Annotated in this window: 25 protein-coding genes; 10 read left to right on the forward strand and 15 right to left on the reverse strand. The window is 67.7% G+C overall.

What is annotated here, in order from left to right:
• Nucleotides 1–43: 43 nt before the first annotated feature.
• The 4 genes from CKW06_RS01590 to CKW06_RS01605 are packed head-to-tail and all read left to right on the forward strand — an operon-like array spanning nt 44 to nt 3,539.
• The gene (locus CKW06_RS01590; protein ID WP_024956149.1) at nt 44–940 is read left to right on the forward strand and encodes an ABC transporter ATP-binding protein; all 897 of its coding nucleotides are present in this window, start codon (nt 44–46) and stop codon (nt 938–940) included.
• Nucleotides 937–1,719: an ABC transporter permease gene (locus CKW06_RS01595; RefSeq protein ID WP_024956148.1), complete on the forward strand. Its 783-nt coding sequence runs from the start codon at nt 937–939 to the stop codon at nt 1,717–1,719. Before CKW06_RS01590 ends, CKW06_RS01595 begins: the two co-directional genes overlap by 4 nt.
• A gap of 6 nt (nt 1,720–1,725) precedes the next feature.
• Nucleotides 1,726–2,940, forward strand: a complete 1,215-nt coding sequence (locus CKW06_RS01600) for a sensor histidine kinase (protein ID WP_024956147.1) — start codon at nt 1,726–1,728, stop codon at nt 2,938–2,940.
• On the forward strand, nt 2,937–3,539 hold the full coding sequence (locus CKW06_RS01605; RefSeq protein ID WP_005407733.1) for a response regulator transcription factor: 603 nt from the start codon (nt 2,937–2,939) through the stop codon (nt 3,537–3,539). Before CKW06_RS01600 ends, CKW06_RS01605 begins: the two co-directional genes overlap by 4 nt.
• A gap of 650 nt (nt 3,540–4,189) precedes the next feature.
• On the opposite strand, the gene CKW06_RS01610 is transcribed toward CKW06_RS01605, so the two are convergent.
• The 10 genes from CKW06_RS01610 to CKW06_RS01655 all read right to left on the reverse strand — a co-directional run bounded on the left by CKW06_RS01610 (nt 4,190) and on the right by CKW06_RS01655 (nt 12,701).
• Entirely contained in the window at nt 4,190–4,726 is a 537-nt protein-coding gene (locus tag CKW06_RS01610; protein WP_024956409.1) for a cytochrome b, read from the reverse strand.
• Nucleotides 4,723–5,826 (reverse strand): catalase family peroxidase, encoded by a 1,104-nt coding sequence (locus tag CKW06_RS01615; protein WP_024956410.1) that lies wholly within the window; start codon nt 5,824–5,826, stop codon nt 4,723–4,725. Before CKW06_RS01615 ends, CKW06_RS01610 begins: the two co-directional genes overlap by 4 nt.
• Before the next feature lie 136 nt (nt 5,827–5,962).
• Nucleotides 5,963–7,330: a leucyl aminopeptidase family protein gene (locus CKW06_RS01620; protein ID WP_024956411.1), complete on the reverse strand. Its 1,368-nt coding sequence runs from the start codon at nt 7,328–7,330 to the stop codon at nt 5,963–5,965.
• Nucleotides 7,331–7,333: 3 nt separating this feature from the next.
• Nucleotides 7,334–8,053 (reverse strand): HAD family hydrolase, encoded by a 720-nt coding sequence (locus CKW06_RS01625; protein ID WP_024956412.1) that lies wholly within the window; start codon nt 8,051–8,053, stop codon nt 7,334–7,336.
• A 74-nt stretch (nt 8,054–8,127) separates the two neighbouring features.
• A complete protein-coding gene (locus tag CKW06_RS01630; protein ID WP_005407738.1) occupies nt 8,128–8,595 on the reverse strand; it encodes a hypothetical protein in 468 nt (155 codons plus the stop codon).
• A gap of 91 nt (nt 8,596–8,686) precedes the next feature.
• Nucleotides 8,687–9,796, reverse strand: a complete 1,110-nt coding sequence (locus tag CKW06_RS01635) for an AI-2E family transporter (protein WP_038646216.1) — start codon at nt 9,794–9,796, stop codon at nt 8,687–8,689.
• Between the two features lie 67 nt (nt 9,797–9,863).
• Nucleotides 9,864–10,325: a hypothetical protein gene (locus tag CKW06_RS01640; protein WP_005411983.1), complete on the reverse strand. Its 462-nt coding sequence runs from the start codon at nt 10,323–10,325 to the stop codon at nt 9,864–9,866.
• Nucleotides 10,322–10,792 (reverse strand): phage holin family protein, encoded by a 471-nt coding sequence (locus CKW06_RS01645; protein WP_024956375.1) that lies wholly within the window; start codon nt 10,790–10,792, stop codon nt 10,322–10,324. The genes CKW06_RS01640 and CKW06_RS01645 overlap by 4 nt, the downstream gene beginning before the upstream one ends.
• Before the next feature lie 8 nt (nt 10,793–10,800).
• On the reverse strand, nt 10,801–11,166 hold the full coding sequence (locus CKW06_RS01650) for a hypothetical protein (RefSeq protein ID WP_004153835.1): 366 nt from the start codon (nt 11,164–11,166) through the stop codon (nt 10,801–10,803).
• A gap of 101 nt (nt 11,167–11,267) precedes the next feature.
• Complete coding sequence (locus CKW06_RS01655; protein WP_012478904.1) at nt 11,268–12,701, reverse strand: Do family serine endopeptidase; 1,434 nt, start codon at nt 12,699–12,701, stop codon at nt 11,268–11,270.
• 491 nt (nt 12,702–13,192) lie between these two features.
• On the opposite strand from CKW06_RS01655, the gene CKW06_RS01660 reads away from it, so the two are divergent.
• A complete protein-coding gene (locus CKW06_RS01660; protein ID WP_024956374.1) occupies nt 13,193–14,086 on the forward strand; it encodes a hypothetical protein in 894 nt (297 codons plus the stop codon).
• Nucleotides 14,087–14,193: 107 nt separating this feature from the next.
• Nucleotides 14,194–14,877, forward strand: a complete 684-nt coding sequence (locus CKW06_RS01665; RefSeq protein ID WP_005407744.1) for a hypothetical protein — start codon at nt 14,194–14,196, stop codon at nt 14,875–14,877.
• 15 nt (nt 14,878–14,892) lie between these two features.
• On the opposite strand, the gene CKW06_RS01670 is transcribed toward CKW06_RS01665, so the two are convergent.
• Nucleotides 14,893–15,252, reverse strand: coding sequence for a DUF1428 domain-containing protein (locus CKW06_RS01670; protein WP_005407745.1), 360 nt, complete (start codon nt 15,250–15,252; stop codon nt 14,893–14,895).
• 91 nt (nt 15,253–15,343) lie between these two features.
• Complete coding sequence (locus tag CKW06_RS01675; RefSeq protein ID WP_024956373.1) at nt 15,344–17,746, reverse strand: S9 family peptidase; 2,403 nt, start codon at nt 17,744–17,746, stop codon at nt 15,344–15,346.
• A 210-nt stretch (nt 17,747–17,956) separates the two neighbouring features.
• On the opposite strand from CKW06_RS01675, the gene CKW06_RS01680 reads away from it, so the two are divergent.
• Both CKW06_RS01680 and CKW06_RS01685 read left to right on the forward strand, forming a co-directional pair.
• Complete coding sequence (locus CKW06_RS01680; RefSeq protein ID WP_005407747.1) at nt 17,957–18,529, forward strand: OmpO family porin; 573 nt, start codon at nt 17,957–17,959, stop codon at nt 18,527–18,529.
• A 190-nt stretch (nt 18,530–18,719) separates the two neighbouring features.
• Nucleotides 18,720–19,391 carry a response regulator transcription factor gene (locus CKW06_RS01685; protein ID WP_024956372.1) on the forward strand — a complete coding sequence of 224 codons (672 nt, stop codon included), beginning with the start codon at nt 18,720–18,722 and terminating at the stop codon, nt 19,389–19,391.
• Between the two features lie 7 nt (nt 19,392–19,398).
• Here the strand turns inward: CKW06_RS01685 and CKW06_RS01690 are convergent, their stop codons facing one another.
• Complete coding sequence (locus CKW06_RS01690) at nt 19,399–19,836, reverse strand: DUF6165 family protein (RefSeq protein ID WP_043035177.1); 438 nt, start codon at nt 19,834–19,836, stop codon at nt 19,399–19,401.
• A gap of 129 nt (nt 19,837–19,965) precedes the next feature.
• On the opposite strand from CKW06_RS01690, the gene CKW06_RS01695 reads away from it, so the two are divergent.
• Complete coding sequence (locus CKW06_RS01695) at nt 19,966–20,664, forward strand: TorF family putative porin (RefSeq protein ID WP_024956371.1); 699 nt, start codon at nt 19,966–19,968, stop codon at nt 20,662–20,664.
• Here the strand turns inward: CKW06_RS01695 and CKW06_RS01700 are convergent.
• Nucleotides 20,661–21,809 carry an MFS transporter gene (locus CKW06_RS01700; RefSeq protein WP_327083331.1) on the reverse strand — a complete coding sequence of 383 codons (1,149 nt, stop codon included), beginning with the start codon at nt 21,807–21,809 and terminating at the stop codon, nt 20,661–20,663. The genes CKW06_RS01695 and CKW06_RS01700 overlap by 4 nt on opposite strands.
• A gap of 143 nt (nt 21,810–21,952) precedes the next feature.
• Here CKW06_RS01700 and CKW06_RS01705 point away from each other — a divergent pair, with 143 nt between their 5' ends.
• Entirely contained in the window at nt 21,953–22,840 is an 888-nt protein-coding gene (locus tag CKW06_RS01705) for a LysR family transcriptional regulator (RefSeq protein ID WP_024956369.1), read from the forward strand.
• Here CKW06_RS01705 and CKW06_RS01710 read toward each other — a convergent pair.
• A complete protein-coding gene (locus CKW06_RS01710; protein WP_024956368.1) occupies nt 22,809–23,276 on the reverse strand; it encodes a YehS family protein in 468 nt (155 codons plus the stop codon). The genes CKW06_RS01705 and CKW06_RS01710 overlap by 32 nt on opposite strands.
• Between the last annotated feature and the right edge of the window lie 24 nt (nt 23,277–23,300).

Raw genomic sequence — 23,300 nt, forward strand, 5'->3', positions numbered from 1 at the left:
ACGGCGGCACAGGATGGCAACGTCCCCGCTACCGGTACCGCCCATGGATCCGATCGCCCCGTCGCTGGCCCGCCTGCAGCAGGTGCAGGTGCGCTACCGCGACCATACCGCCCTGCAGGGCATCGACCTGCAGGTCCGCGCTGGCCAGGTGCTGGCATTGCTGGGCCGCAACGGTGCCGGCAAGAGTACCGCGATCAGCGTGCTGTTGGGCCTGCGCCGCGCCGATGCCGGCCAGGTCGAGCTGCTCGGTGGCGACCCGCAGCAGCGCAGCAGCCGCCTCGGCCTGGGCGTGATGCTGCAGAGCACCAGCCTGCCGCGGATGCTGCAGGTGGACGAACTGGTGGCGCAAGCCAGCGCCTGCTATCCGGACCCGATGCCGCTGCAGGAGGTGCTGCAGCGCGCAGGCCTGCAGGCACTGGCAGGCCGTCGCTACGGTCAGCTGTCCGGTGGCCAGCAGCGCGCGGTGCAGTTCGCCATCGCGCTGTGTGGCCGCCCGCGCGTGCTGTTCCTGGACGAGCCCACCACCGGTCTGGACATCCAGGCGCGGCAGGCGATGTGGCAGGCGATCCGGCAGCTGGTGGCCGAAGGCTGCGGCGTGCTGCTGACCACCCACTATCTGGAAGAGGCCGAAGCGCTGGCGCAGCAGGTGCTGGTGCTGGAGCAGGGCAGGGTGCTGGCCGATGCACCGTTGAGCGAGCTGCGCCTGGCCGATCGGCCGCGCCGCATCCGCTGCCGCAGCGTGCTGACTGTTGAAGACGTACAGCAATGGCCGGGTGTGCAGCAGGTGCAGCGTGACGGCGAGCATCTGCAGTTGCTGGCGAGCCCGGCCGAGCCGGTGGTGGCGCGCCTGCTGGCCGCCGATGCACAGCTGCGTGAGCTGGAAGTACAGGGCGCGGCACTGGCCGACGCTTTCCTCGACATGACCCGGGAGGCCGCATGAACACGATGACCCGTACCGGCACTACACCCGCGCCGGTATCGGCGTGGCGTCAGGCCTTGCGCCCGTACGGCGCTGAACTGGTGGCCGAGCTGCGCCGCGCCTGGCGTACACCCGCCTTCGCGGTGCCTTCGCTGCTGTTCCCGGTGCTGTTCTACCTGTTGTTCGGCGTGGTGTTGGGCCGCGGCCATGCACCGCTCTACCTGCTGGCCACCTACTGCGTGTTCGGTGCGATGGCCCCGGCCCTGTTCGGCTTCGGCGTGCAGCTGGCGCTGGACCGAGAAAGCGGCCTGCTGACCCTCAAGCGAGCGCTGCCGATGCCGGCGGCGGCACCGTTGCTGGCGCGACTGGCGATGGCCGTGATGTTCGCGTTGCTGGTAGCCGCCCTGTTGATCGGGGTGGCGCGCGCGCTGGGTGGCGTGCAGCTGCAGGCAGTGCAGATGCTGCAGCTGCTGGCGGTGGCGGGCCTGGCAGCGCTGCCGCTGGGGGCGATCGGCCTGCTGATCGGCAGTCATGTCAGTGCCAGCGCGGCGCCGGCGATGGTCAACCTGGTCTACCTGCCGCTGGCCCTGCTGTCGGGCCTGTGGCTGCCGTTGTCGGCGCTGCCCAAGGTGTTCTCGATGATGGCACCGCTGTGGCCAACCTGGCATCTGGCGCAGCTGGCGCTGCCGGTGGTCGGGCTGCCGTCGGTGGGCAGCATGGCTGGCCACCTGCTGGTGCTGCTGGCGGTCACGGTGGTGGCGCTGCTGCTGGCGCGCCGCCGCCTGCGCCGGATCGGCTGAACTGGCATGATCGGCAGCGATCATTCCCGCCTGGATTCTTCCGTGTCGTCGAGCTGGCTTGCGTCCCTGCTGCGCCCCGCGCCGGACTCGGCGGTGGCCGACCTGCTGCGGCGTGGCAAGTCGCCCTGGAGCGGTGCGATCCACCTGCTGTGGTCGGTCTGGATCTTCCTCACCCCGGTGCTCGGCAATGGCTTCACGGTGCGCTGGCTGCTGCTGACCGTGGCCAGCTATCCGCTGTTCCTGCTGCTCTATGCGAAGGTGATGCTGGCGCCACGGCACCACGCATGGCGCTATGCGCTGGGCATGATCCTGATGGCCCTGGTGCTGCTGCCGTGGTATCCGTCGGGACTGAGCTACTTCGTGTTCGGTTGCGTGATGATCCGCATGAGCAGCCGTGGCGGCTGGTGGGTGTACCTGTTGCAGCTCACCGGCCTGAACCTGTTGTTCTGCGGCGCTGCACTCTACGTCGGTTATCCGTGGCAAGCCATGGTGTGGATGCCGGCCGTGTCGTTCATCGTCGGCCTGGTGGTTAACGTGGAGGCCTTGAGCCATCAACGGGACGTTGCCCTGCAGCTGTCCCAGGACGAGGTGCGGCGGCTGGCCACCACCGCCGAGCGCGAGCGTATCGGCCGCGATCTGCATGACCTGCTGGGCCACACGCTGTCGCTGATCACGCTGAAGCTGGAACTGGCGCGCAAGCTGTACGACCGTGATGACGCGCGCGCGCGACAGGAGATCGGCGAAGCCGAGGCGATCGCCCGCGAGGCGCTGGCCCAGGTGCGCAGTGCGGTGACCGGCATCCGCGCCAGCGACCTGGCTGGCGAGCTGGCCTCGGCGCGCCTGCTGCTGGAATGCCAGCAGGTACACCTGCAGTACACACCGCCGCCGCCGATGCCGGTCGACGTGGAACGTGGGCTGGCGCTGGTGCTGCGCGAGGCTGCGACCAACATCGTGCGCCACGCGCAGGCGACCCGGGTGCAGGTGGATTTCATGCTTGAGGAACGACAGTTGGTGATGCAGATACGCGATGACGGCCGCGGTGGCGTACAGGCCGAGGGCAACGGATTGTGTGGCATGCGCGAACGGGCGATGGCGCTGGGCGGCCAGTTGTCACTGCAGTCGCCGCGCGGCGAAGGCACGGTAGTGACCGTGCGCGTGCCACTGGTGGCCGCGACCACGCCGCTGTCGCCAGCGTCACTGGCGCAGGATGGTGCCGCATGATCCGCATCCTGCTGGCCGAAGACCAGGCGATGGTGCGCGGTGCATTGTCGGCGCTGCTGGGCCTGGAGCCGGACATCGAGGTGCTGGGCAGCGCTGCTGACGGCGAGGCGGCGTGGCGCATGCTGCAGCAGCTGCAGCCGGACATTCTGGTCACTGACATCGAAATGCCTGGCCTGTCCGGGCTGGAACTGGCCCAGCGCATCGCCCGCCACGAGTTGCCGATCAAGGTCGTGATCGTGACCACCTTCGCCCGTGCCGGCTTCCTGCGCCGCGCGCTGGAAGCGGGCGTGCTGGGCTACCTGCTGAAGGACGCACCAGCCGAGAACCTGGCCGATGCCCTGCGCAAGGTGAAGCAGGGCATCCGCGCGATCGACCCGCAGCTGGCGCTGGATGCGTGGTCGCAGGCCGACCCGCTGACCGACCGCGAGCGCCGCGTGCTGCGGCTGGCGGGCGAGGGCCGCACCGCCAGCGAGATTGCCGAGCAGCTGGGGTTGTCGCATGGCACGGTGCGCAATTACCTGTCCGAGTGCATCGGCAAGCTGGGCGTGGCCAACCGGATCGAGGCGTACCGGCTGGCGCGGCAGAAGGGATGGTTGTAGGGGCGTGCGCCGACGCACTGGTAGCGCCGGGCGCTGCCCGGCGGATTGTTTCCGCGACCGCGGAGGGGGTGTCACTTTCTTTGCGCGTGCACCACGCTGCAGGAGCAGCGTGGAACGGCGTAGCCGGCCCGTAGGGTGGCGCACATGGATGTGCGCCATCAAGAAAGTAACCAAAGAAACGCTCCGCCGGCCGCGAGCCGGCGTGCTTCGCACGCCGGTGCCCTGCGCTCCTCGGTCCGTCGAGGGACGGCGCGGGAACTCGCTGCGCTCAGACACCCGCACCTCTTCGCCCTCGCCGGACCTGCGGTGCTCGGCTCGCTCAAGGCGGACTGGAAGGTCAAGATCAACGGCAACAGCATCCACGCATGGCGTGGATCTACTGGGCGCAGCTGTCGCTCTTGATGTTGGGTCCGCCTTGAGCGAGCCGAGCATCGCAGGGGAATCAGGGGCGAAGAGGCGCCGGTGTTTGAGCGTAGCGAGTTCGGCGCCGTCCCCTGATTCACCGAGAAGCACAGGGTACCGGTGCGCAGCACCGGCTCGCGCTCTGGCGGCGCGTTTCTTTTGGTTACTTTTCTTTTCGCGCGAAAAGAAAAGTGACACCCCCCCGCGGTCGCGGAAAACAATCCGCCGGGAACACCCGGCGAACCCCATCAATCCTTCCCGCGCGCCATCGCCTGGAACACGCCATCCCGCCGCACCCACAAATGGAACAGCGCCGCACCCACGTGCATCAGCACCGTGGCGAACAACACATAGGCCAGCAGGCTGTGCGCATTACGCAACGCGGCATACAGCGCCGGGGTGTGCGGCACGATCGGCGGCAGGTGCAGGCTACCCCACAGCACGATCGGGTAACCGCCGGCCGACAGCATCGCCCAGCCGATCAATGGCATCGCCAGCATCAGTGCATACAGCATCCAGTGCGAGGCCTTGGCCGCCATCACCTGCCACACCGGCAGGTCGGCCGGCAGTGGCGGCGGGCGGTGGCGCAGGCGGTTGTACAGGCGCAGCAGCACCAGCAGCAGGATCGCGATGCCCAGTGGTCGGTGCAGGTCGATCAGCATCGGCCGCAGGTGCAGCGAGGCGACCATGGTCACGCCGATGAACAGCATGGCGATGATCATCAGCGCCATGGTCCAGTGCAGCACCCGCGCCAGCAGGTTGAAGTGGCCGTTATGGGTGCTCATCGCGCGGCCTCCTTCGGTTGCTCGACGTTGCCGCTGGCGCGCTCGCGCTCACGGCGGTTGAATGACTGCGAGTACACCGCAGAGCGTGCGGCCAGGATCGGATCATCACTGCCGCGCACGCCACTGGGCAGGATCAGCGGATCGAAGTTGATCTGGCCGCACGCGCCTTTTTCCTGCGACTGCATGCGGTCCAGGCTGAGTACGCCGGCCACCACCTGATCACGCGACTCGGGCCACGGCACCGACGGATCATCAATGGCATCACCGGGCTCGGCGGTGGTGACGACCAGGTTCCAGCGCACCGGGCCGCTGGCCATGCGCTGTTGCAGTTCCTGGCTGAGGAAATCGACGCCGGCCTGCTTCCGCGTTTCCGCATCCATCTCCACCACCGGCGCCTGCGGCTGCCAGCGCCAGCGCACCGCGCGCTTCTGGCCCTGCGCGTTGGTGAACCAGAAGCTGTTGACGCTGTTGAAGGTGGTGTCGGCCCAGCTGCTGGTCCACGGTGCCGTCCTGGCCCACTGCTGGAACGCCTGTGCACTGGGGTATTTCGCCAGCACCGCGGCCATCTTCTGCGGGTCGGGCTTGCCGGTGGCCGGGTCGGGAATGGAGGCGCGCGTCTGCTCGTAGAACGCCTCGGCATCGGGCACCGCGAAGAACGGGAAGCTGTTCATTGCCATCCGCCATTCCTGGCCGTCATCGCCGACCATCTGCACCGCCAGGCTGCGTACGCGCGCGGTGTTGTCGGCGCCGTAGGGATCACCGCCGCCGATCGACAGGCGGCCCATCACCGGCACGCGGCGCTGCGAGAACACCCGTGCACTGGACAGGGTAGGGGCCTGTGCACTGGGTTCGAACCAGCCGCTCACGCAGATGCCCTTGCTGTGCGCCCGGCGGAACCCGGGATGTGCCGGGCCGGTGGCTTCGATGGTGTCGGTGAAGCGCTGCGCGGTCAGGCGGTCGCCAATCCAGCCGGCCAGCCAGGCGAAGGCCAGCGCGACGGCACCCAGAATGAGTGCGATCAGTGCGATCCAGAGCAGGGGGGAATGCTTGCGTGGCGCGCCCGGCGTCTGGCCAGCGCGGGTGTAGCGGAAGAGCGACATGGTCGGAGTCCTGCCTTCACGGAGCGTGTGGGTGGTCGACCCACACATCCTCGCAGAACCCGGCCGGGGCCGAAATTCAATTTTTCGTCAGAATTTCCGGGGACGGCGTGCCGACCAACGGTCGGCACCCAACCGATCAGCTGTAGCGCTGCTTCAGCATCGTCCACGCCGAGCGCAGCGCCAGCGCTTCGCCACCGGCCGGACGGCCCGGGCGCTCGCCGTCGTTCCAGGCATACACGTCCAGGTGCGCCCAGCGCTGGCCGTCTTCCAGGAAGCGTTCCAGGTACAGCGCGGCGGTAACCGAGCCGGCCATGCGCGAACCGGCGTTGGCCAGGTCGGCGATGCCGCTGCTCAGGTAGCGCAGGTAGGGGCGCCACAGCGGCATGCGCCAGACCGGGTCGCGGGTCGCGTCACCGGCCTGCAGCCACTGCTGGGCCACCGTGTCGTCGTTGCTGAACAGTGCCGGCAGGTCCGGGCCCAGGGCGATGCGCGCGGCACCGGTGAGGGTGGCGAAGTCCAGCACCAGGTCCGGTTTCTGCTCACCGGCGAAGGTCAATGCGTCGCACAGGATCACGCGGCCCTCGGCGTCGGTGTTGTCGATCTCCACGCTCAGGCCCTTGCGGGTGGCGATGACCTCGCCCGGACGGAACGCATCGGGGCCGATCGCGTTTTCCACAGCGGGCACCAGCAGGGTCAGGCGCACCGGCAGCCCGCGCGCCATCACCAGGCCGGCCAGGGCCAGTGCGTGCGCGGCGCCGCCCATGTCCTTCTTCATGTTGCGCATGCCGTCGGCCGGCTTGATGTCCAGCCCGCCGGTATCGAAGCACACGCCCTTGCCCACCAGCACCAGTGCCGGGTCGGTCTCCCTGCCCCAGCGCAGCACGACCAGGCGCGGCGCACGATGCGAAGCGCGGCCCACGGCGTGGATGGCCGGGAAATTCTGCTTCAGCAGTTCGTCGCCGGTAATCGCCTCGACCTGCGCACCATGTGCATCGGCCAGCGCGCGCGCGGCGTCTTCCAGCTGCTGCGGGCCCATGTCTTCGGTCGGGGTGTTGACCCAGTCGCGCACGCGCAGGCTGGCGGCGATCAGGTCGGCCACTTCGCCGGTCGGCGAGGCCACCAGCTGCGCCGGTGCGCGGTTGCGCCTGCGATAGCGGTCAAAGCGGTAGCTGCCCAGGCCCCAGCCCAGCTGCAGCAGCGCCAGTTCGGCGGCCGGCAGTTCATTGGCCAGCTGCCAGACGCTGCCTTCCGGCAGCGCGTGCGGCGCATGCGCATAGCTGTAGGCATCGGCACGATCACCCACGCCCATCACGGCACCGGCCAGGCCGTCGGCGCCCGGCAGCAGTGCCACGCTGTGGGCGCCGGCGTTGAAGCCCTGCGATGCCAGCCACGCCTGCGTGGCAGCCGGCTGGCTGTCCTTCCAGGCGGCGAACTGCTCGCGGTCCAGCACGTACAACGGCAGCGCCGCAGCGGTGTCGGCGGTGAAACCAGTGATCTCGCTCATGCGTCAGGTACTCCGGGGTGCGGCGGCGTCGAGGTTGGCATCCAACCAGTCGGCCAGGCCGGTAAGGGTGTCGAACTGCAGGTCCGGCTGCAGCTGCGGATGGGTCCAGGTGGCTGCGTCGCGGTTGATCCAGCAGCCGCGCAGGCCGGCGGCAATCGCCCCGGCCACGTCCATGTCGACATGATCGCCGACGTGCAGCACCTGTGCCGGTGCCGCACCCAGGCGGGTGCACGCGGCATGGAAGATGCTGGCTTCGGGCTTGGCCGCGCCGTGTTCGCGCGAACCCAGCTGGAAGGCGAAATGATGGGCCAGGCCGATCCGCTCCAGGTCGGCGTTGCCGTTGCTCAGCGCCGCCACCGGTACCCGTGCGGCAATGCGCGCCAGCGCGTCGATCGCATCGGGATAGCACTCCACCTGGTTGCGCGCGGCGTAGAACACTTCATACGCAGGCTCCAGCAGATCGAGGCTGGCACCGCTGGTGTGCAGTGCTTCGTGCAGGGTCAGCCGGCGCAGCGCACTCAGGTCGTGGTGGAGGTGCGGATGGGCGTGGTACAGCCGCTCGCGCAGTTCGCGCATCGCCTCCACCGGATACATCGCGGCGGTAGCGGGGCTGTGTTCGCACATCCAGGCGTGCAGAACCTGTTCGATGCGGGCGCCGATCGGAGCGAACGGCCACAGCGTGTCGTCAAGGTCGAGGGTGATGGCTTGGACGGGGAAATTCACCCCGCCATTCTACCCCTGCCCGCGCGGGCTTTCATGCGACGCGGCGGGCGGGTGGGCACTGTGGCTGGGCCGGGTCAGCGCAGGTTGTACGAGCAGGCGATGGTGGTCTGGCCGTCGAACTGCTGCACGTCCAGGTTGTGCCGCCCAACTTCCTTCGTGTAGGTGCCTGCTACCGGGTCGGACATCTTCGCCAGTGCCGCGACCTGTTCCACACTGGCCGAGCTGAAGTACGCGGTGAAACTGTCGATGCCATCCTCGCCGCTGTCGCCGTCATAGGACTGCAGCCGGTTCACGGGCTGGCCCAGCACCATCAAGGGCGTGGTCAGCCGGAACTCGCCGCTGGATTCGCCGTCCTGCACCCTTGCCGGGGCCGGTGTCAGCATCCGGGCCATGGCGTCGAACTGTATGGGCGTGAGGTGCCGCTTGCAGGTAACCGCCTCAGCAAGCTGGGTGCGCGCCTGATCGGCAGTCGGCGGTGTCGCGGCGAACGCGGGAGCGGCAATGCAGGCCAAGGCAAGGCAACGCGTGGCGAGAGAGTTCATCCGAGCGGATCCATCCGGGTAGGGCGCCATAGTCTGCCACTTCGTCCCTGTTTCTGGTTCCGCCACCTGCGTCCATCCGTTGTTGATGCCGTCACTCCAGCAGGCGTGCCCAGCCCTGCATGCCGTCCAGGCGTGCCAGCACCAGCTTGATGCACACCAGCAGCGGCACCGCCAGCAGCAGCCCGATCATGCCCCAGGCCCAGCCGAACACCATCAGCGCCAGGATCAGCACCAGCGGCGACAGCTTCATCCGACGGCCCAGCACGATCGGGGTCACCATCTGCCCTTCCAGTGTGTGCAGGCCCAGGTAGGCGGCCGCTGGCAGCAGGGCCTGCAGCGGTTCGCGGAACTCGACGAAGCCCATCAACAGCATCAGCGCCACGCCGATCAACGGACCCACATACGGCGCAAAATTCAGCAGCGCGGCCACCGTGCCCCACAGCAGCGCTTCCTGCAGGCCGATACCGAGCAGCATCAGCACGCCGGCGAACACCAGCCCGACCAGAGTGTTGATGACGCTGATGGTCAGCACGTAACGCGAGACCTCGCGTTCGATCGAACGCAGGATGTCCGTGGTGAAGCGCTGCTGCTGGCGGTTGGGGAACAGGGCGATCGCCGCGCGCTGCAGGCTCTGCCCGTAGATCATGAAGAACAGCGTCAGCAGCACCACGGCCAACACCGAGGCAGCCAGCCGCGGCGCACGGGTCAGCATGCGGTAGGGGTCGTCCAGCTGGGTGCGGATCACCTGCACCTTGTGGTTGCTGTCACCACCGGCCACGCGGGCGAAGTTTTCCGCCGCCTGGTTGGCCTGCTGCACCGGCTTGGTCAGGTCCTGCACCTGGCGGGCGACCTTGCGCAGCTGCTGTGGGGCTTCCTGCGCCCATTCCATCGCCGGGCCGATCAGCTGCACGGCCAGCGAACCGGTCACGCCCAGGCCGGCGCCGAGGATCAACAGTGCGCCCAGCGCGCGCGGAATCCACAGCTTCTGCAGCAGGCGCAGGATCGGGTTGCCGACCAGGGCGAAGAACATCGCCAGCAGCACCGGCAGGATGATGTCCTGCGCGGCCCACAGCGTGTAGCCCACCGCCAGGGTCGCCAGCACCACCAGCGACATCGGCCCGCGCGGGCGCGACGGTGGTGGCAGCGCTGCCTCTGGCTCGTCGGGGCCGGCCGGTGGCGGGGACAGGAGGGACTCGCTCATCGACGCATCAACCGGAAAGGGGAGCGCATTATCCGCCGGCCGCGATCGGCGCGGCGGATTCCATGGATCAACGTTCGGACAGCTCGGTGGCCGCTTCGGCCGGACGCGGTCCGCGCAGGTCCGGTTCTGGCTCCGGCACGGAGCGTGGTGCCGGTGCCGGCCGTGCTCCGGCAGCGGAGGCCGCTGCCTGTGCCTGCTCGCTGGCATCGTCGGCTTCTTCGGCCGCATCGTCGGCGGTGGCCGCAGCCTGCGCCGCCATCGCCGTGGCGAACGCCGCCTGCGCACTGGCGAACAGGTTCGAGACCGAACCGACCATCTGCAGCCAGCGGGCACCGTTGACCTTGCCCGGCACCTCCAGCTTGCCGGCGATGAAGCCACCGGCCAGGCCGACCACCACGATGCGCAACGGCGACCAGCCCTGTCGCCATACCTGGCCGAGGGTGGACCAGTGGTCCTGTGTCTCGCCCAGGCGCACGGTCACCACCTGTTCGCAGCGTTTTACCCGCCGCTGCAGCGCGCCGAACTTCATGGCTTGCCCTCGGGCAGCTGCACGCCGGCATCAGGGTCGTCTTCGCTGGGTTCGTCAAACAGGCCCAGGCGTGACAGCTGACGCCGGGTGGCGTGCATGCCGGTGTGGTGGAAGAAGTAGGACACCCGCCAGATCGCATAGCCGGTGACGGCCAGGCCCAGCAGCGAGGTGATCAGCAGGGCCTGCAGCCAACTCAGGCCCCAGCTCTGCAGCAGCGCGATGAGGGTGGCGGCCATCAGCAGCCACGCCGAGGCACCAAACACGATCGCCACGCCGGCCCAGGCCAGCGCACGACCGAATGCGCTGCGCGCCAGCGCGAAGTCGGCCGAGGCCAGCCGGCGCAGTGAACGCAGCGTGTGCTTGGCCGAATCGGCAGCGGCACGACCGGCCGCGCCGACCTGGCGGATGCTCTCATCCAGCGGCGGGGTGGCCGCCGGATCAGGCGCTTGCGTGTTGTCTTCGCTCACGCTGCGGCTTACTTGTCGCTGCTGCCGCGGGCCAGCTTGGCGATGATCCAGCCGGCTGCGAAGGCGACGCCGAACGAGGCCAGCGGACGTTCGCGGATCAGTTCGGCGGCGCTGTCGATCAGGTCCTTGCCCTTGTCCATCAGCGCATCGACCTGTTCCTTGGCGGCGGCACCGCCGAACTCGGCGGCGGCCAGGCCGGACAGTGCACTGTCGGACAATTCAGCCTTGACGTTGGCCTTGCCGATGCGAAGCTCGTCGGTCGCTGCACCGGTTGCACCCTTGATCGCACCGCCGGCGGCCGTAGCGGCCTGCTTCAGGTGGGAACCGGCTTCACCCAGGTGTTCCTTCAGGTTCTCGGTATTGGTGGGGCTCATCGAATCACTCCTGTTGCGATGGGGGAACGGGAGTCGGCGGTGCCGACCTGGACTGACAGCAATAGCATTGCCGGGGTATAGGGGGTGTTACGGCAGGGCGATCAGCGCATCACGAGCTGGCCCTGCTGCTGGCCATTGTTGCGCAGCACGCGCAGCACCAGCGTCGGCGGGCGCTGCTGGAAGTTGGCGCGCCAGCTGGCCAGGTCGGCGAATTCACCGACGGTGGCATCGGTGATGATGTCGCCCTGCTGCAGGCCGTTGCTGGCGGCGCGGCTGCCGCGCTTGACCTCGCTGACCAGCACGCCGCTGGCGCCTGACTGGCGCAGCGACTCGGGCAGGTCGACGAAGGTGGCCCCGCCCAGGCGCGGGTCCAGGCTGTCGCCGGTGACCGCGCGTGCCTGTTCCTTCAGCGTCGCCTTGATCTGCAGCGGTTTGCCTTCGCGGCGTACGTCCAGCGTCATCGGGCTGCCGACCGCCGCCAGGCCTTCCACGTTGTGCAGGGCTTCGGCGCTGTCCACGCGCTGGCCATTGGCCGACACCACCACGTCGCCCGGCTTCAGGCCGGCGGCGGCGGCCGCCGAACCGGCCAGCACGCGGGTGATCAGCGCACCGCGGGTTTCGCCCAGGCCCAGGCCCTGCGCGATCTGCGCGGTCAGGTTCTGGCTTTCCACGCCCAGCGTGCCGCGCACCACCACGCCGTGCTTGACCAGCTGGTCGACCACGCTGCGCGCCAGGTTCGACGGAATCGCCAGGCCCAGGCCGATGTTGCCGGCCATGCTGCCCTGCGGGTTGAAGCTGGCAGTGTTGATGCCGACCAGTTGGCCCTGCAGGTCGACCAGCGCGCCACCCGAGTTGCCCGGGTTGATCGACGCGTCGGTCTGGATGAAGTTCTGGTAGCCCAGCCCGCGGATGCCGCTGCGGCCCACCGCCGAGACGATGCCCGAAGTGACCGTCTGGCTGAAGCCGAACGGATTGCCGATGGCTACCACGAAGTCGCCCACCCGCAGCTGGTCGCTGTTGCCGAGCTTGATGTCGGTCAGGTTCTGCGCCGGAATGCGGATCAGCGCGATGTCGGTATCGCGGTCCGAGCCGAGGAATTCGGCCTTGACCGTGCGCCCGTCGGCCAGTGTCACCTGTACGTCATCGGCGTTGTCGATGACATGGTGGTTGGTCAGCACCAGGCCCTCCCTGGCGTCGATGATCACGCCCGAGCCCAGCGATTCGTTGATGCGTTCCTGCGGGATGTCCGGGAACAGGCGGCGGAAGAACGGGTCGTTGAAGAAGGGATTGCGTACGCGCACCACCTGCTTGGTGTTGACGCTGACCACGGCCGGCATCGCCTTCTCCAGCATCGGTGCCAGTGACGGAACCTGCTGCCCGGCCACTGCGGCTGGCAGTGCCGCCATGGTCGGCACCACCGCTGGAAGCGGAGCGGCATCGGCACGGTTGTCCAGGTGGGCGTTGATGCCGGTGGCAACGAAGCCACCGAAGGCGGCGGCGATTGCGAGCGTGAGCAGGGTAGGTAGCGGTCGCATGGGAGTCGGTTCGCTGGCGGGAATGGGGGCGGTTCGGCTCTACGGTAAAACAAGCTGAATGAGTGTGTCGCGATCTGGATAAATGCGCCATGAAAACCCGGTGCCCGGAACGCGGGTCGGCATCGCCCTCTGTGGGGCGGTGGCGACAACATCGGGCGTGCTTCTCAACGTGCCGACGTCGGCCGAAGCGCGTGTGGATACAGGCCGATACTTGCGCAGTTCTGCGCATCCTGGTGCCGCGATGCGCCATATTGCATGCCTTCCGCGGCATCCGGGCGGGTGCACACAACCAATGCCTGTCACGACGCGGATCATGCGGCGCAGCACTGAAAAAAAGGGGTTTCCTGTAAACACGGTGTGCCTGCAGGGATGGTCGACTACACCATCGCCGTCGCAGCAGATGCGATTGGTGGCGCATGCCCCGTTCCACGATCGTCAATGTCGGTATAGCATCGCCCCGTTTTGATACTTAAGGCCCCCAGGAGGGCAACATGAGCAACGGTAATGGTGTGTCGGTCGTGACCGACGCTGTCGAGAACGTCAAAGAAGCCGCCACCAACGTTGGCGAGACCATCGCCCACGCTGCCGAAGACGCAGTGAAGTCGGTCAAGAAGACCGTCAAGCGCGCCACCAAGGCTGCCGGTACCCGCGTTGCCAAGGCCAAGAAGGCCGTGGCCAAGGTCGAGAAGACCGTTGCCAAGAAGGCCGAAAAGGCTGCCAAGTCGGTCGGCAAGACTGTTGCCAACGCCAAGAAGAAGCTGGAAGCGGCCAAGAAGAACGCCAAGGCCGAAGCCGCTGCCCTGAAGAAGGAAGTGGCCAAGAAGAAGGCCGCTGCAGGCAAGGCTGTGACCAAGAAGGCCGCCGCTGCCAAGAAGACCACCAAGGCCGCCACCAAGGCTGCCGGCAAGAAGGTCGCCACCGTGAAGAAGGCTGCCACCAAGAAGGCCGCCGTCGCCAAGAAGACCGTTGCCAAGAAGACCGCGGCCGCCAAGAAGGTGGTCGGCAAGAAGGTCGCCACCGCCAGGAAGGCTGTGGCCAAGAAGACCGTCGCCGCCAAGAAGGTTGCTGGCAAGAAGGCCGTGGCTGCGAAGAAGGTTGTCGGCAAGAAGGTTGCCGCCACCAGGAAGGTCGCCACCAAGAAGACCGCCGCCGCCAAGAAGGTTGTCGGCAAGAAGGCTGCCGTCGCCAAGAAGGCCGTCGGCAAGAAGACCGCTGCTGCCAGGAAGGTTGTCGGCAAGAAGACCGCCGTTGCCAAGAAGGCAGTTGGCAAGAAGGTTGCCGCTACCCGCAAGACGGTTGCCAAGAAGGCTGCCCCGCTGAAGAAGGTCGCCGCCAAGAAGGCTCCGGCCAAGAAGGCCGTGCGCAAGACCGCCAAGCGCAAGTAATCGCGCCGTGACCAAAGGCCCTGCCACCCACCGGGTGGTGGGGCCTTTCGCGTTTCCGGGACACTGTCCGGGCCAAGATGCAGGTTCTTTCCGCTGGAGCCCCGGGCATGCGCGGTATCGACTTCAGTTCCTGGCAGGGCGTGCTGTCCACCTTGGCCGGCCTGGTCCTGATCACCCTGCTGGGCGTGGGCATCCGCCTGCTGGTGATGCAGACCCTGCAACAGCGCCGCGAGCGCGAGAACCGGCAGATCAACGAACGGCTGCGCACGCTGATGGCGGCCTACAAGACCCTGGGCGGTTCGTTCACCGGCGAACTGGGCGTGGATCCCAGCCATCGCCGCGACCTGCGCCAGCGCGAAGATGCCGAAGGCATCGCCGAACCCCGCTCGGATCGCGCGCGCCGCATCCGTGATGCCGTTGAAGCGGCGCTGTCGGACATCCTGCTGCTGGGCACCGACGAACAGGTGCGGTTGGCTGCGCGCGCTGCCAACGATCTTGCACAGGGGCGACCGGTGCATACCCACGAACTGGTGGTCTCGCTGCGCGACTTCGTGCGCGAAGCGCTGGACCTGGCGCCGATTCCGGCCGACCTGCAGATACCGCCGCAGGGGCCGACCCGGCCGGGCGGTGCCAGTGGCAAGGGCCGCAACGACGGCGATGCCAAGGGCGGTCGTGCGGGTGGAGGCGGCGGTGGCGGAATGGGGGCCGGCATGGGCGGTGTGGGCCTCGGCGCCGGCGCCGCACTGGGCGCCGGCCATGCCTCCGCCAGCGATGAAACGGACGCGCGCTGAGCACGTCCGCCCGGTTCAGCGGGTCAGTTCGTAGATCGGCACGAAGCCACCGTAGATCATCCGCGCGCCGTCGAACGGCATCGGATTCGTCGCCGGATCAAACCTTGGGTCTTCCATCATCTTCTTCATGCCGGCGTCGCGGGTCGGCTTGTCCGGCCATTCGATCCAGGAAAACACCACCGTCTCGTCCGGCGTGGCTTTCACCGCGCCGAAAAAGTCGGTGGTCTTGCCGTGCGGCACGTCGTCACCCCAGCACTCGACCACGCGCAGCGCGCCGTACTCGATGAAAACGGGATCCCCTGTGCGTGCATGGGCGAGGAACTTCTCTTTGTTGGCGGTGGGCACCGCCAGGACGAAACCATCGATGTAGCTCATTGCCTGCCTCCGGATGGACCGTGCCGCATGCACGGCCTTCAAGTACACGACGAACCAGGGCGTCGGGGATCGACATCCTCTGGGCGCCCGTTCAGCCCGGGCCACCGGGCAGCGGTGCCAGCACCGTATCCGGTGGCTGCTGGCCGGCCAGGTGGCGCACGAAGTAGTCCCACATGCGGTGCGTGTAGGTAGCGTCGTTGCGGAACAGCTCGTGGTCCTGCCGGGCCAGGTACAGCAGGTCGTAGCTGCGCTGGGCCTTGTTCAGGGCGGCGGCCAGCTGCAGGGTCAGCGCCGGCGGTGCGTTTTCGTCCAGCTCGCCATAGACCAGCATCAGATGCCCGCGCAGGTTGCCGGCCAGCGCTGCGTTGTCGAGCCCGGCAAAGGGCGCCGGCACGCCATCGGTCATGGCCGTGGCTGGCAGCACGCCACCGAACAGCCGGTCCATGCCGTGCAGGGCGCCGCCGTACATGCCCTGGAAATTGTGACTGCCGGCCGAGGCCACGCCTACCTTGTAGAACGCCGGGTAGCGCAGCAATGCCCGCGCCGCGCTGTAACCGCCGAACGAATGCCCGTAGATGCCGACCCGCTGCAGGTCGATGCCCGGGTAGCGTTCGCCCAGCTGGCGCAGCGCGGCCACATGGTCATCCAGCTGCACATCGGCGCCGTGCAGGAAGCTGCTGTCATGGAAGGCCTTGTCGCGGCCGCCGGTGCCGCGCGCATCGATGCTGACCACCACGAAGCCAAGCTCGGCCAGGCTGGCCCGTGACACCGGATTCAGCGCGGACACTGCCTCGGCGTAGGTCACCGGGGCATTGCTGATGAAGGCGCCGCCGTACATCGCATCGATCACCGGGAAGCTGCCGTCATCGCGATAGTCGCGGGGCAGGTAGACGGTGGCGAAGATCGGCGTGCGCCCGTCGGCGGCCAGCAGACGTTCGCGCTGCGGTGGGCGCCACCCCGCAGCAAGCACTGCCCGGTTGTCCGCCGCTTCCAGCACCAGCAGCTCGCGACCGTCATCGCTGGCCCGCAGCACGGTGCGTGGTGGCTGGTCGAGACGGGAAACGGTATCCACCAGATAGCCACCATTGGGCGACAGCGCCTGGGGTGCGCGCCCGCCGAACAGCGCGCCGGTACCGGCATCGGCCATGTGGTCGTAGCCATCGGCGGCCAGGCGCTGGACCGGCCCTCCCTGCAGCGATACCCGGTACAGGCCGCGCACGTAAGGATCGCCCGCGTCGAAGCCACCGGCGCTGAAGTACGCCCAGCCACCGACAGCGTCCACACCCAGCAGGTCGCGCACCGCCCAGTGGCCGCGGGTGAGCTGGCGCAGCACTTTGCCGTCGGACAGGCGCACCCGGTACAGGTGACCCCAGCCATCGCGCTGCGAGAACCACACGGCGGTGTCCTGCCCGGGCAGGATGGCCACCGCTGGCCGGTTGTAGGAATACACGTTGAGCTGCAGGCGAGTGTCGCTGGCTTCTTCCAGAACCGCGCGCAATGCACCGCTGCTGGCATCGATCTCCACCAGGCGCAGCCTGCGCGGTGTGCCGAAGTGCGCGATCACGGCATACAACCGATCGCCGTCCCAACCCAGGATGCCGGCCTCACTGAGCGTGTTCCAGCCCTCGGGCAGCGCGATGTCATGCTGCCTGCCGCTGCGGGTATCCACCACAAACAGGGTGTCGCGCACCTGCTGTGCATCGCCCAGCACCCCCAGCTTCACGGTGTGCACGCGCGGCCGCGCGCTGTGGGTCGGGCTGCTTTCCAGATAGGGGTAGTCCTGCAGCGCGCGTTCGTCGTAGCGGATGCCGGCCACGTAGCGCCCGTCCGCAGACCAGCCAACCGCGAACGGCCGCACCGCCATCCGGCCCTGACGGCGTGGAATACCGCGCAGGGCGAAGTCCGGCAGCACGCCATAGCCATTACCGGCTTCTCCGCCGTGGGTCAGTGCCCGTGGCGCCGTGCCAGGCGACTGCAGCCACAGGTTGTTGTCGCGCACCTGCAGCCACGCATCGCCTACGGGCGAAGGCAGTGCATCGGCCGGCGGCCGCGCATCCGGCGAAGGTGCGCATTGCCAGCGCGGCCATTGGCAATCGACGGGCACTTCTCCGCTGAACCGCAGGCGCAGGCCATCGTCCGCCTGCTGCACGCTGGCCAGGCGCAGGCGTGGCCCGCTGGCACCGAGCGGTGCAACCGCAGCGTCCAGCGCAGTGGGTTCGAACAGGGTCTGGCGTGTCGCCTGGACCGGATCGACCAGTACCGCCTGGCGCCGGCCCTGAGTGTCTTCGCGCTCATACCAGAATCGTCCATCGGCCAGCCAGTGGGGCAGGACCGAAGCATTGCGCAGCGCACCGCGCAGATGACTGTCATGCACGCGTTCGGCGCGCTGGTAGTCGGTCGCCTGCAGCGCACGTGCAGTGTGTGGCGACAAGAGGGCAATGCAAGCAAAGACAGCGGCGCGGACACACGTCCGCAGCGGATCGGAAACGAGCAAGGCAGCCTCCTGTTGCAATCGTCGAAGGATTACAGATGCACGCGCGCCGCGCGCGTATGCCAGACGGAGCCTGAATCAAGCCCAAAAATTCAGCAATGCGAAGACCACTGTTTTCAGGGAGCGTTGTGGCGAATAACGGAGAATTTACATTCCCGATGCGATGGCGCCCTGGCGCTGCTGCACACCATAAGAAAGTAAAGGTGTACCCCCATGAAGAATTCGCTGATTGCTCTGGCCCTGGCCGCTGCCCTGCCGTTCACCGCTTCGGCTGCTGAGAACCTGTCGTACAACTACGCTGAAGCCGACTACGCCAAGACCGACGTCGATGGCATCAAGGCTGACGGCTGGGGCGTCAAGGGTTCCTACGGCTTCCTGCCGAACTTCCACGCGTTCGGTGAATACAGCCGTCAGGAAGTCGACCACACCAACATCAAGGTTGACCAGTGGAAGGTCGGTGCCGGCTACAACGTCGAAATCGCTCCGTCGACCGACTTCGTTGCCCGCGTTGCCTACCAGAAGTTCGATCGCAAGCACGGCCTGGACTTCAACGGCTACAGCGCTGAAGCCGGTATCCGCACCGCCTTCGGTGCCCACGCCGAGGTCTACGGCATGGTCGGCTACGAAGACTACGCCAAGAAGCACGGCGTCGATATCGACGGCCAGTGGTACGGTCGCCTGGGTGGTCAGGTCAAGCTGAACCAGAACTGGGGCCTGAACGGCGAGTTGAAGATGAACCGCCACGGCGACAAGGAATACACCGTCGGCCCGCGCTTCAGCTGGTAATTGCTTCCTCGGCGCGCCTGCGCGCTGAAGATGCCTCGACAGGCCCGGCCCATGCCGGGCCTGTTGCGTTTCCGGCTGGGCAAACGCTACCTGACCGTGTTGAGGTGGACGGGCGGCATTGCAACGAATTGGATTCCGCAGGCGTCGGCTGCGCCCTAGGGTGAGTGGCCTGTCCTGCAGGAATGCAACGATGCCCCCGTTTCCCTCGCCCCGCGATTCTCCCTGCCGCTTGTTGCTGCTGGATCCGCATCCACTGTTGCGGCATGGCGTGCAGGAACTGCTGGCCCGGCAGGCGGGCCTGCAGGTCGATGGAAGCTATGGCCGCAGCGGTGATCTGCTGCAGCGCCTGCAGCAGCAGGCAGCTGCGATCGATCTGCTGCTGGTTGACGCCTTGCCGATCGGTGACAGCGGGGAAGGCCTGGAACTGCTGCGGCACGTGTCACGACATTGGCCGGCAGTGCCGATCCTGGTGCTGTCCGCACACTGCAACGCGGGTGTCGTGTCCTTGGCCCTGCAGGCCGGTGCGCGCGGATTCCTGTCCAAGGCCTGCGCGCCGCAGATGCTGCTGCGCGCAGTGAGCGTGGTCGCCCGCGGCGGGCGCTTCGTGCCGCCGGAGCTGCGTGCACAGTTGAACCAGTCCCGCCGGCAGCGCCAGCAGTCCATGCGTTCACCACGGTTGAGTACGCGCGAGCGCGCTGTCCTGCAGTGGGTGCTGCGTGGCTGCAGCACCGGCGAGATGGCACGCCGCAGCGGGCGTGCGGCCAGCACCATCAGCACGCAGAAACGAGCGGCATACCGCAAGCTGGGCATCCGCAACGATGGCGAGCTGTTCCGGTTCCGCCATCTGATCGACGCTGATTGAGGCGGGGTTACTCGCCCTGGTACTGCTTTTCTTCGACCAGGGCCGAACCGGCCACGCGGTTGATCTCGTTCTTCACCTGCACGCGCTCGCCATTGGTGCCATAGACACCGCGTGCCAGCTGGATGAAGGCATCGTCGAACACCTGGGCCGCTTCTTTGTCGCGCAGCTGGTCCTGGATGTCCCACATGCGCTCGTTGATCACCTTCAGCTGCTGCTTCAGCGCGGCCAGTGCCGGTTGTGCGTGCAGCAGCTGCTGCAGCAACGGCAGCAGGCCGTCCAGCTCGGTGCGGACGTTGGCCAGCTTGGCGGCATCGTCGATGCGCTCGGCCTTGATCTCGAGAATGGTGATCTTGTCGATCAGCTCGCCGATCGATACCGGAGTCAGGATGGCGTCCACGCGGTTGGTTCCTGGAAACAGGGCGCCATGATACCGCGCTGCTGGCATTGGCCGCAGTCCACGGGATTTACGCCGAATTTGCGCCACGGGCCCGGCAGCACCCTCGATCCGTTACGGCCCTCGCCTCGACACTGCGTTCCCGGCGGCGTGACCGCCTTCGACGAGGAACACAGTGCAGTGAACAGCAAGGGGATGATGGCGGCGCTGGTGGCCGCCCTGGCAGGGCTGCTCGGGATCGGCAGCGCGCAGGCACAGGTGCAGGTCAGTGGCAGTGCGGAGTTGACCAGTGACTACGTATGGCGCGGCAGCTCGCAGAGCGACGGCGACCCGGCGGTGCAGGCCGGCGCGAAGGTCTCGATCCCAGCGGGCTGGTACGCCAGCGTGTGGGGGTCCAACGTTTCGTTCAAGCCGGACAATGGCGCGCGCAGCGAGTTCGACCTGGTGGCGGGCTGGTCCGGCGCACTGGCACCGGACTGGAGCCTGGATGCCAACCTGACCCGTTACGTGTACCCGGGCACCGGCCGCGCGCTGGACTGGACCGAGCTCAACACCACGGTGACCTGGAAGCAGCGCGCCTGGCTGCAGGTCGCCCATTCCAACGATGCGTTGGCCGGTGGCCATCGCGGTACCTATGCCCAGCTGGGTGTGCGTGTGCCGTTGCACGAACGCCTCCGCCTGGAAGCGGCGGTGGGCCAGTACTGGCTGGCCACCGCGCAGGGTCCGGATTACCTGCATGGCCAGCTCAGTGCCATCGCCTCGCTGGCCACGGCATGGGAACTGCGCGCCACCGTGCATGACACCGACAGTGCGGCCAAGCGCCTGTTCCCCGGCAACGCCGGTGGGCGATGGGAGCTGGCGCTGCAGGGCAGCTTCTAGTCGGCCAGCGACGCCTGGCGCGCGCGCAGCGCGCCGGGCAGCCACAGCAACAGGGCCAGCGCAGCCACGGCAGCGCCGGCCACGCAGACGCCGGTCCAGCCGAAGCGCTGGTAGACCTGCGCAGACAGCAGCGAACCCAGCGAACCGCCGATGAAATAGCCGGTCATGTAGCCGGCATTGAGGCGGTTGCGTGCCGCCGGTTGCAGCGCGTAGATCAGGTTCTGGTTGCTGACGTGCAACAGCTGTGCGGCCAGGTCCAGCACCACCACGCCCACCAGCAGCGCCAGCAGCGAGTGTGCCGACAGCCCCAATGGCAGCCACGACAGCAGCAACAGCAGCAGTGCAATGGCGGTGGCGCGCCCGGTCTGGCCACGGTCGGACATGCGGCCAGCCAGGCCGGCCGCCAGCGTGCCGGCCGCGCCGACCAGCCCGAACAGCCCGATGGTGGCGTCGCTGTAGGCATACGGCGGCTGTGCCAGCAGGAACGCGAGCGGGGTCCAGAAGATCGCGAACATGGCGAAGCTGCAGGCGCCCAGCAGCGTACGCTGGCGCAGCACCGGTTCCTGCACGAACAGCACGCCGATCGAGCGCAGCAATGCGAAATAGCCCAAGCCGGCGCTGTGGTGGAATCGCGGCAGACCGCGCTGCAATGCCAGTGCGGTCAGCACCAGGGTGGCAGCGGCGATCGCATACACCAGGCGCCAGTCGCCCAGGCTGGAAAGCAGGCCGACCACGGTGCGCGCCAGCAGGATGCCCAGCAGCAGGCCACTCATCAGCGTGCCGACCACGCGACCGCGATGTTCCGGCGCGGCCAGCGTAGCGGCGAACGGCACCAGCACCTGTGCCACCACCGAGAACAGGCCGGTGATCGCGGTGCCGACCAGCAACCAGGTCAGCGACGGTGCACAGGCGCTGATCACCAGCCCGCCGGCCGACAGCAGGCTCATCACCACGATCAGGCGGCGGCGTTCGAACAGGTCTCCCAGCGGCACCAGCAGGATCAAGCCGGCGGCATAGCTCAGCTGCGCGGCGGTAACGACCATGCCGACCTGGCCGAACGGCACACCGAAGGCGTCGGCGATGGTGTGCAGCAGTGGCTGCGCATAGTAGTTGCTGGCCACGGCCACGCCGGTAGCCACGGACATCAGCAGCACCTGCCAGCGGTGCAGGGGGGGGAGGGACGGGCTCACGCGGTGTTCCAGGAAGCGGGGGGCACAGTGTCCACCTGCTGCGGACATGATGGAAATGAATCATCATCATCCATGCCATCTGGAAACGAGATAATTGGATGAATCTCAAACAGCTCGAGTTTGCCGTTGCCTTGGCCGAGGAGGGCAATTTCACCCGTGCCGCCGAACGCTGCCATGTGGTGCAGTCCGCGTTGAGCCACCAGATTGCCTACCTGGAGCAGGAACTGGGCACGCCGCTGTTCGAGCGCCTGCCGCGGCAGGTGCGGGCGACGGCAGCGGGTGAGGCGCTGCTGGTGCACGCACGCCAGGTGCTGGTCAGCCTGCGCCACCTGCGCGCCGATGTGGCTGCGGTGAGTGGCGAGGTGCGCGGGCTGCTGGCGATCGGGCAGATCTCCTCGCTGACCGATATCGATGTGGTGGCGATGCTGGCCGCGTTCCAGCAGGCGCACCCGCAGGTGGAATTCCAGTTGCGGGTGGACAAGAGCGAGGACCTGATCGCGCAGGTGCAGTCGCGTGACCTGGATGTTGCACTGGTGGGGTTGGCGCCCTCGGCCGGCCTGGACGGGGTCTGCCACCAGATGCTGCAGGAAGAAGACCTGGTGGCGGTGCTGGCCCCCTCGCATCGGCTGGCTAGGCGCAAGCGGCTGCCATTGACCGAATTGCAGGACGAGGCGCTGGTCGACTTCCCGCGCGGCACCGGTGCGCGGCGGCAGACCGACGATGCTTTCGTCGCCGCTGGCCTGCCGCACACGGTGCGTTTCGAGGTCAACCTGATGGAACTGGTGGAGCGCTTCGTCCGCCATGGTCTGGCGGTTGGCATCGTGCCGGCGCTGATCGCCGAAGGCTTCAAGGGCGTAGTGCGGATTCCGCTGCAGCCGACCCCGACCCGCCGCGTGCACCTGGTCTGGCAGCGGCTGCCGACACCGGCGGCGCGGGCGTTCGTCGAGGCCGTGCTCAGCCGCGCAGGCGCAGGCTCAGGCCCTTGAGGAAGTTGCGCAGCATCTGGTCCAGGCAACGCCGGTAATTGGTGTGCCCGGGCTGGCGGAACAGCGCGCCGACTTCCGACTTGGAGACGTTGAAACCGGCGCTGGCGAAGATCTCCATCAGATCGACGTCGCGCAGCTGGAACGCCACGCGCAGCTTCTTCAGCACCAGGTTGTTGTCGATGCGGGTTTCCACCGCGCGCTGCGGCTGGCTCTCGTCGCGACCGCGCAGGTGCACGATCAGGCCATCGAGGAAGTGCGCCAGCGCGCTGTCGCTCATCGCTTCGAAGCCGACTTCGTCCTCGCGGCGGAGCCAGGCCTTCACCTGTTCGGGATCCACGGCGAAGGCCGGGTCGGCCATCTGGCACAGGGTCACCACGTGGTGGTCGCCCAGGTCCAGGGAATAGCGCACGCTGCGCAGGACATCGTTGTTGATCATGGTCCAATTGTAGCGGCCCCTGGC

The organism is Stenotrophomonas maltophilia (genome assembly GCF_900186865.1).
In the GTDB taxonomy this organism is placed as follows: Bacteria; Pseudomonadota; Gammaproteobacteria; order Xanthomonadales; family Xanthomonadaceae; genus Stenotrophomonas; species Stenotrophomonas maltophilia.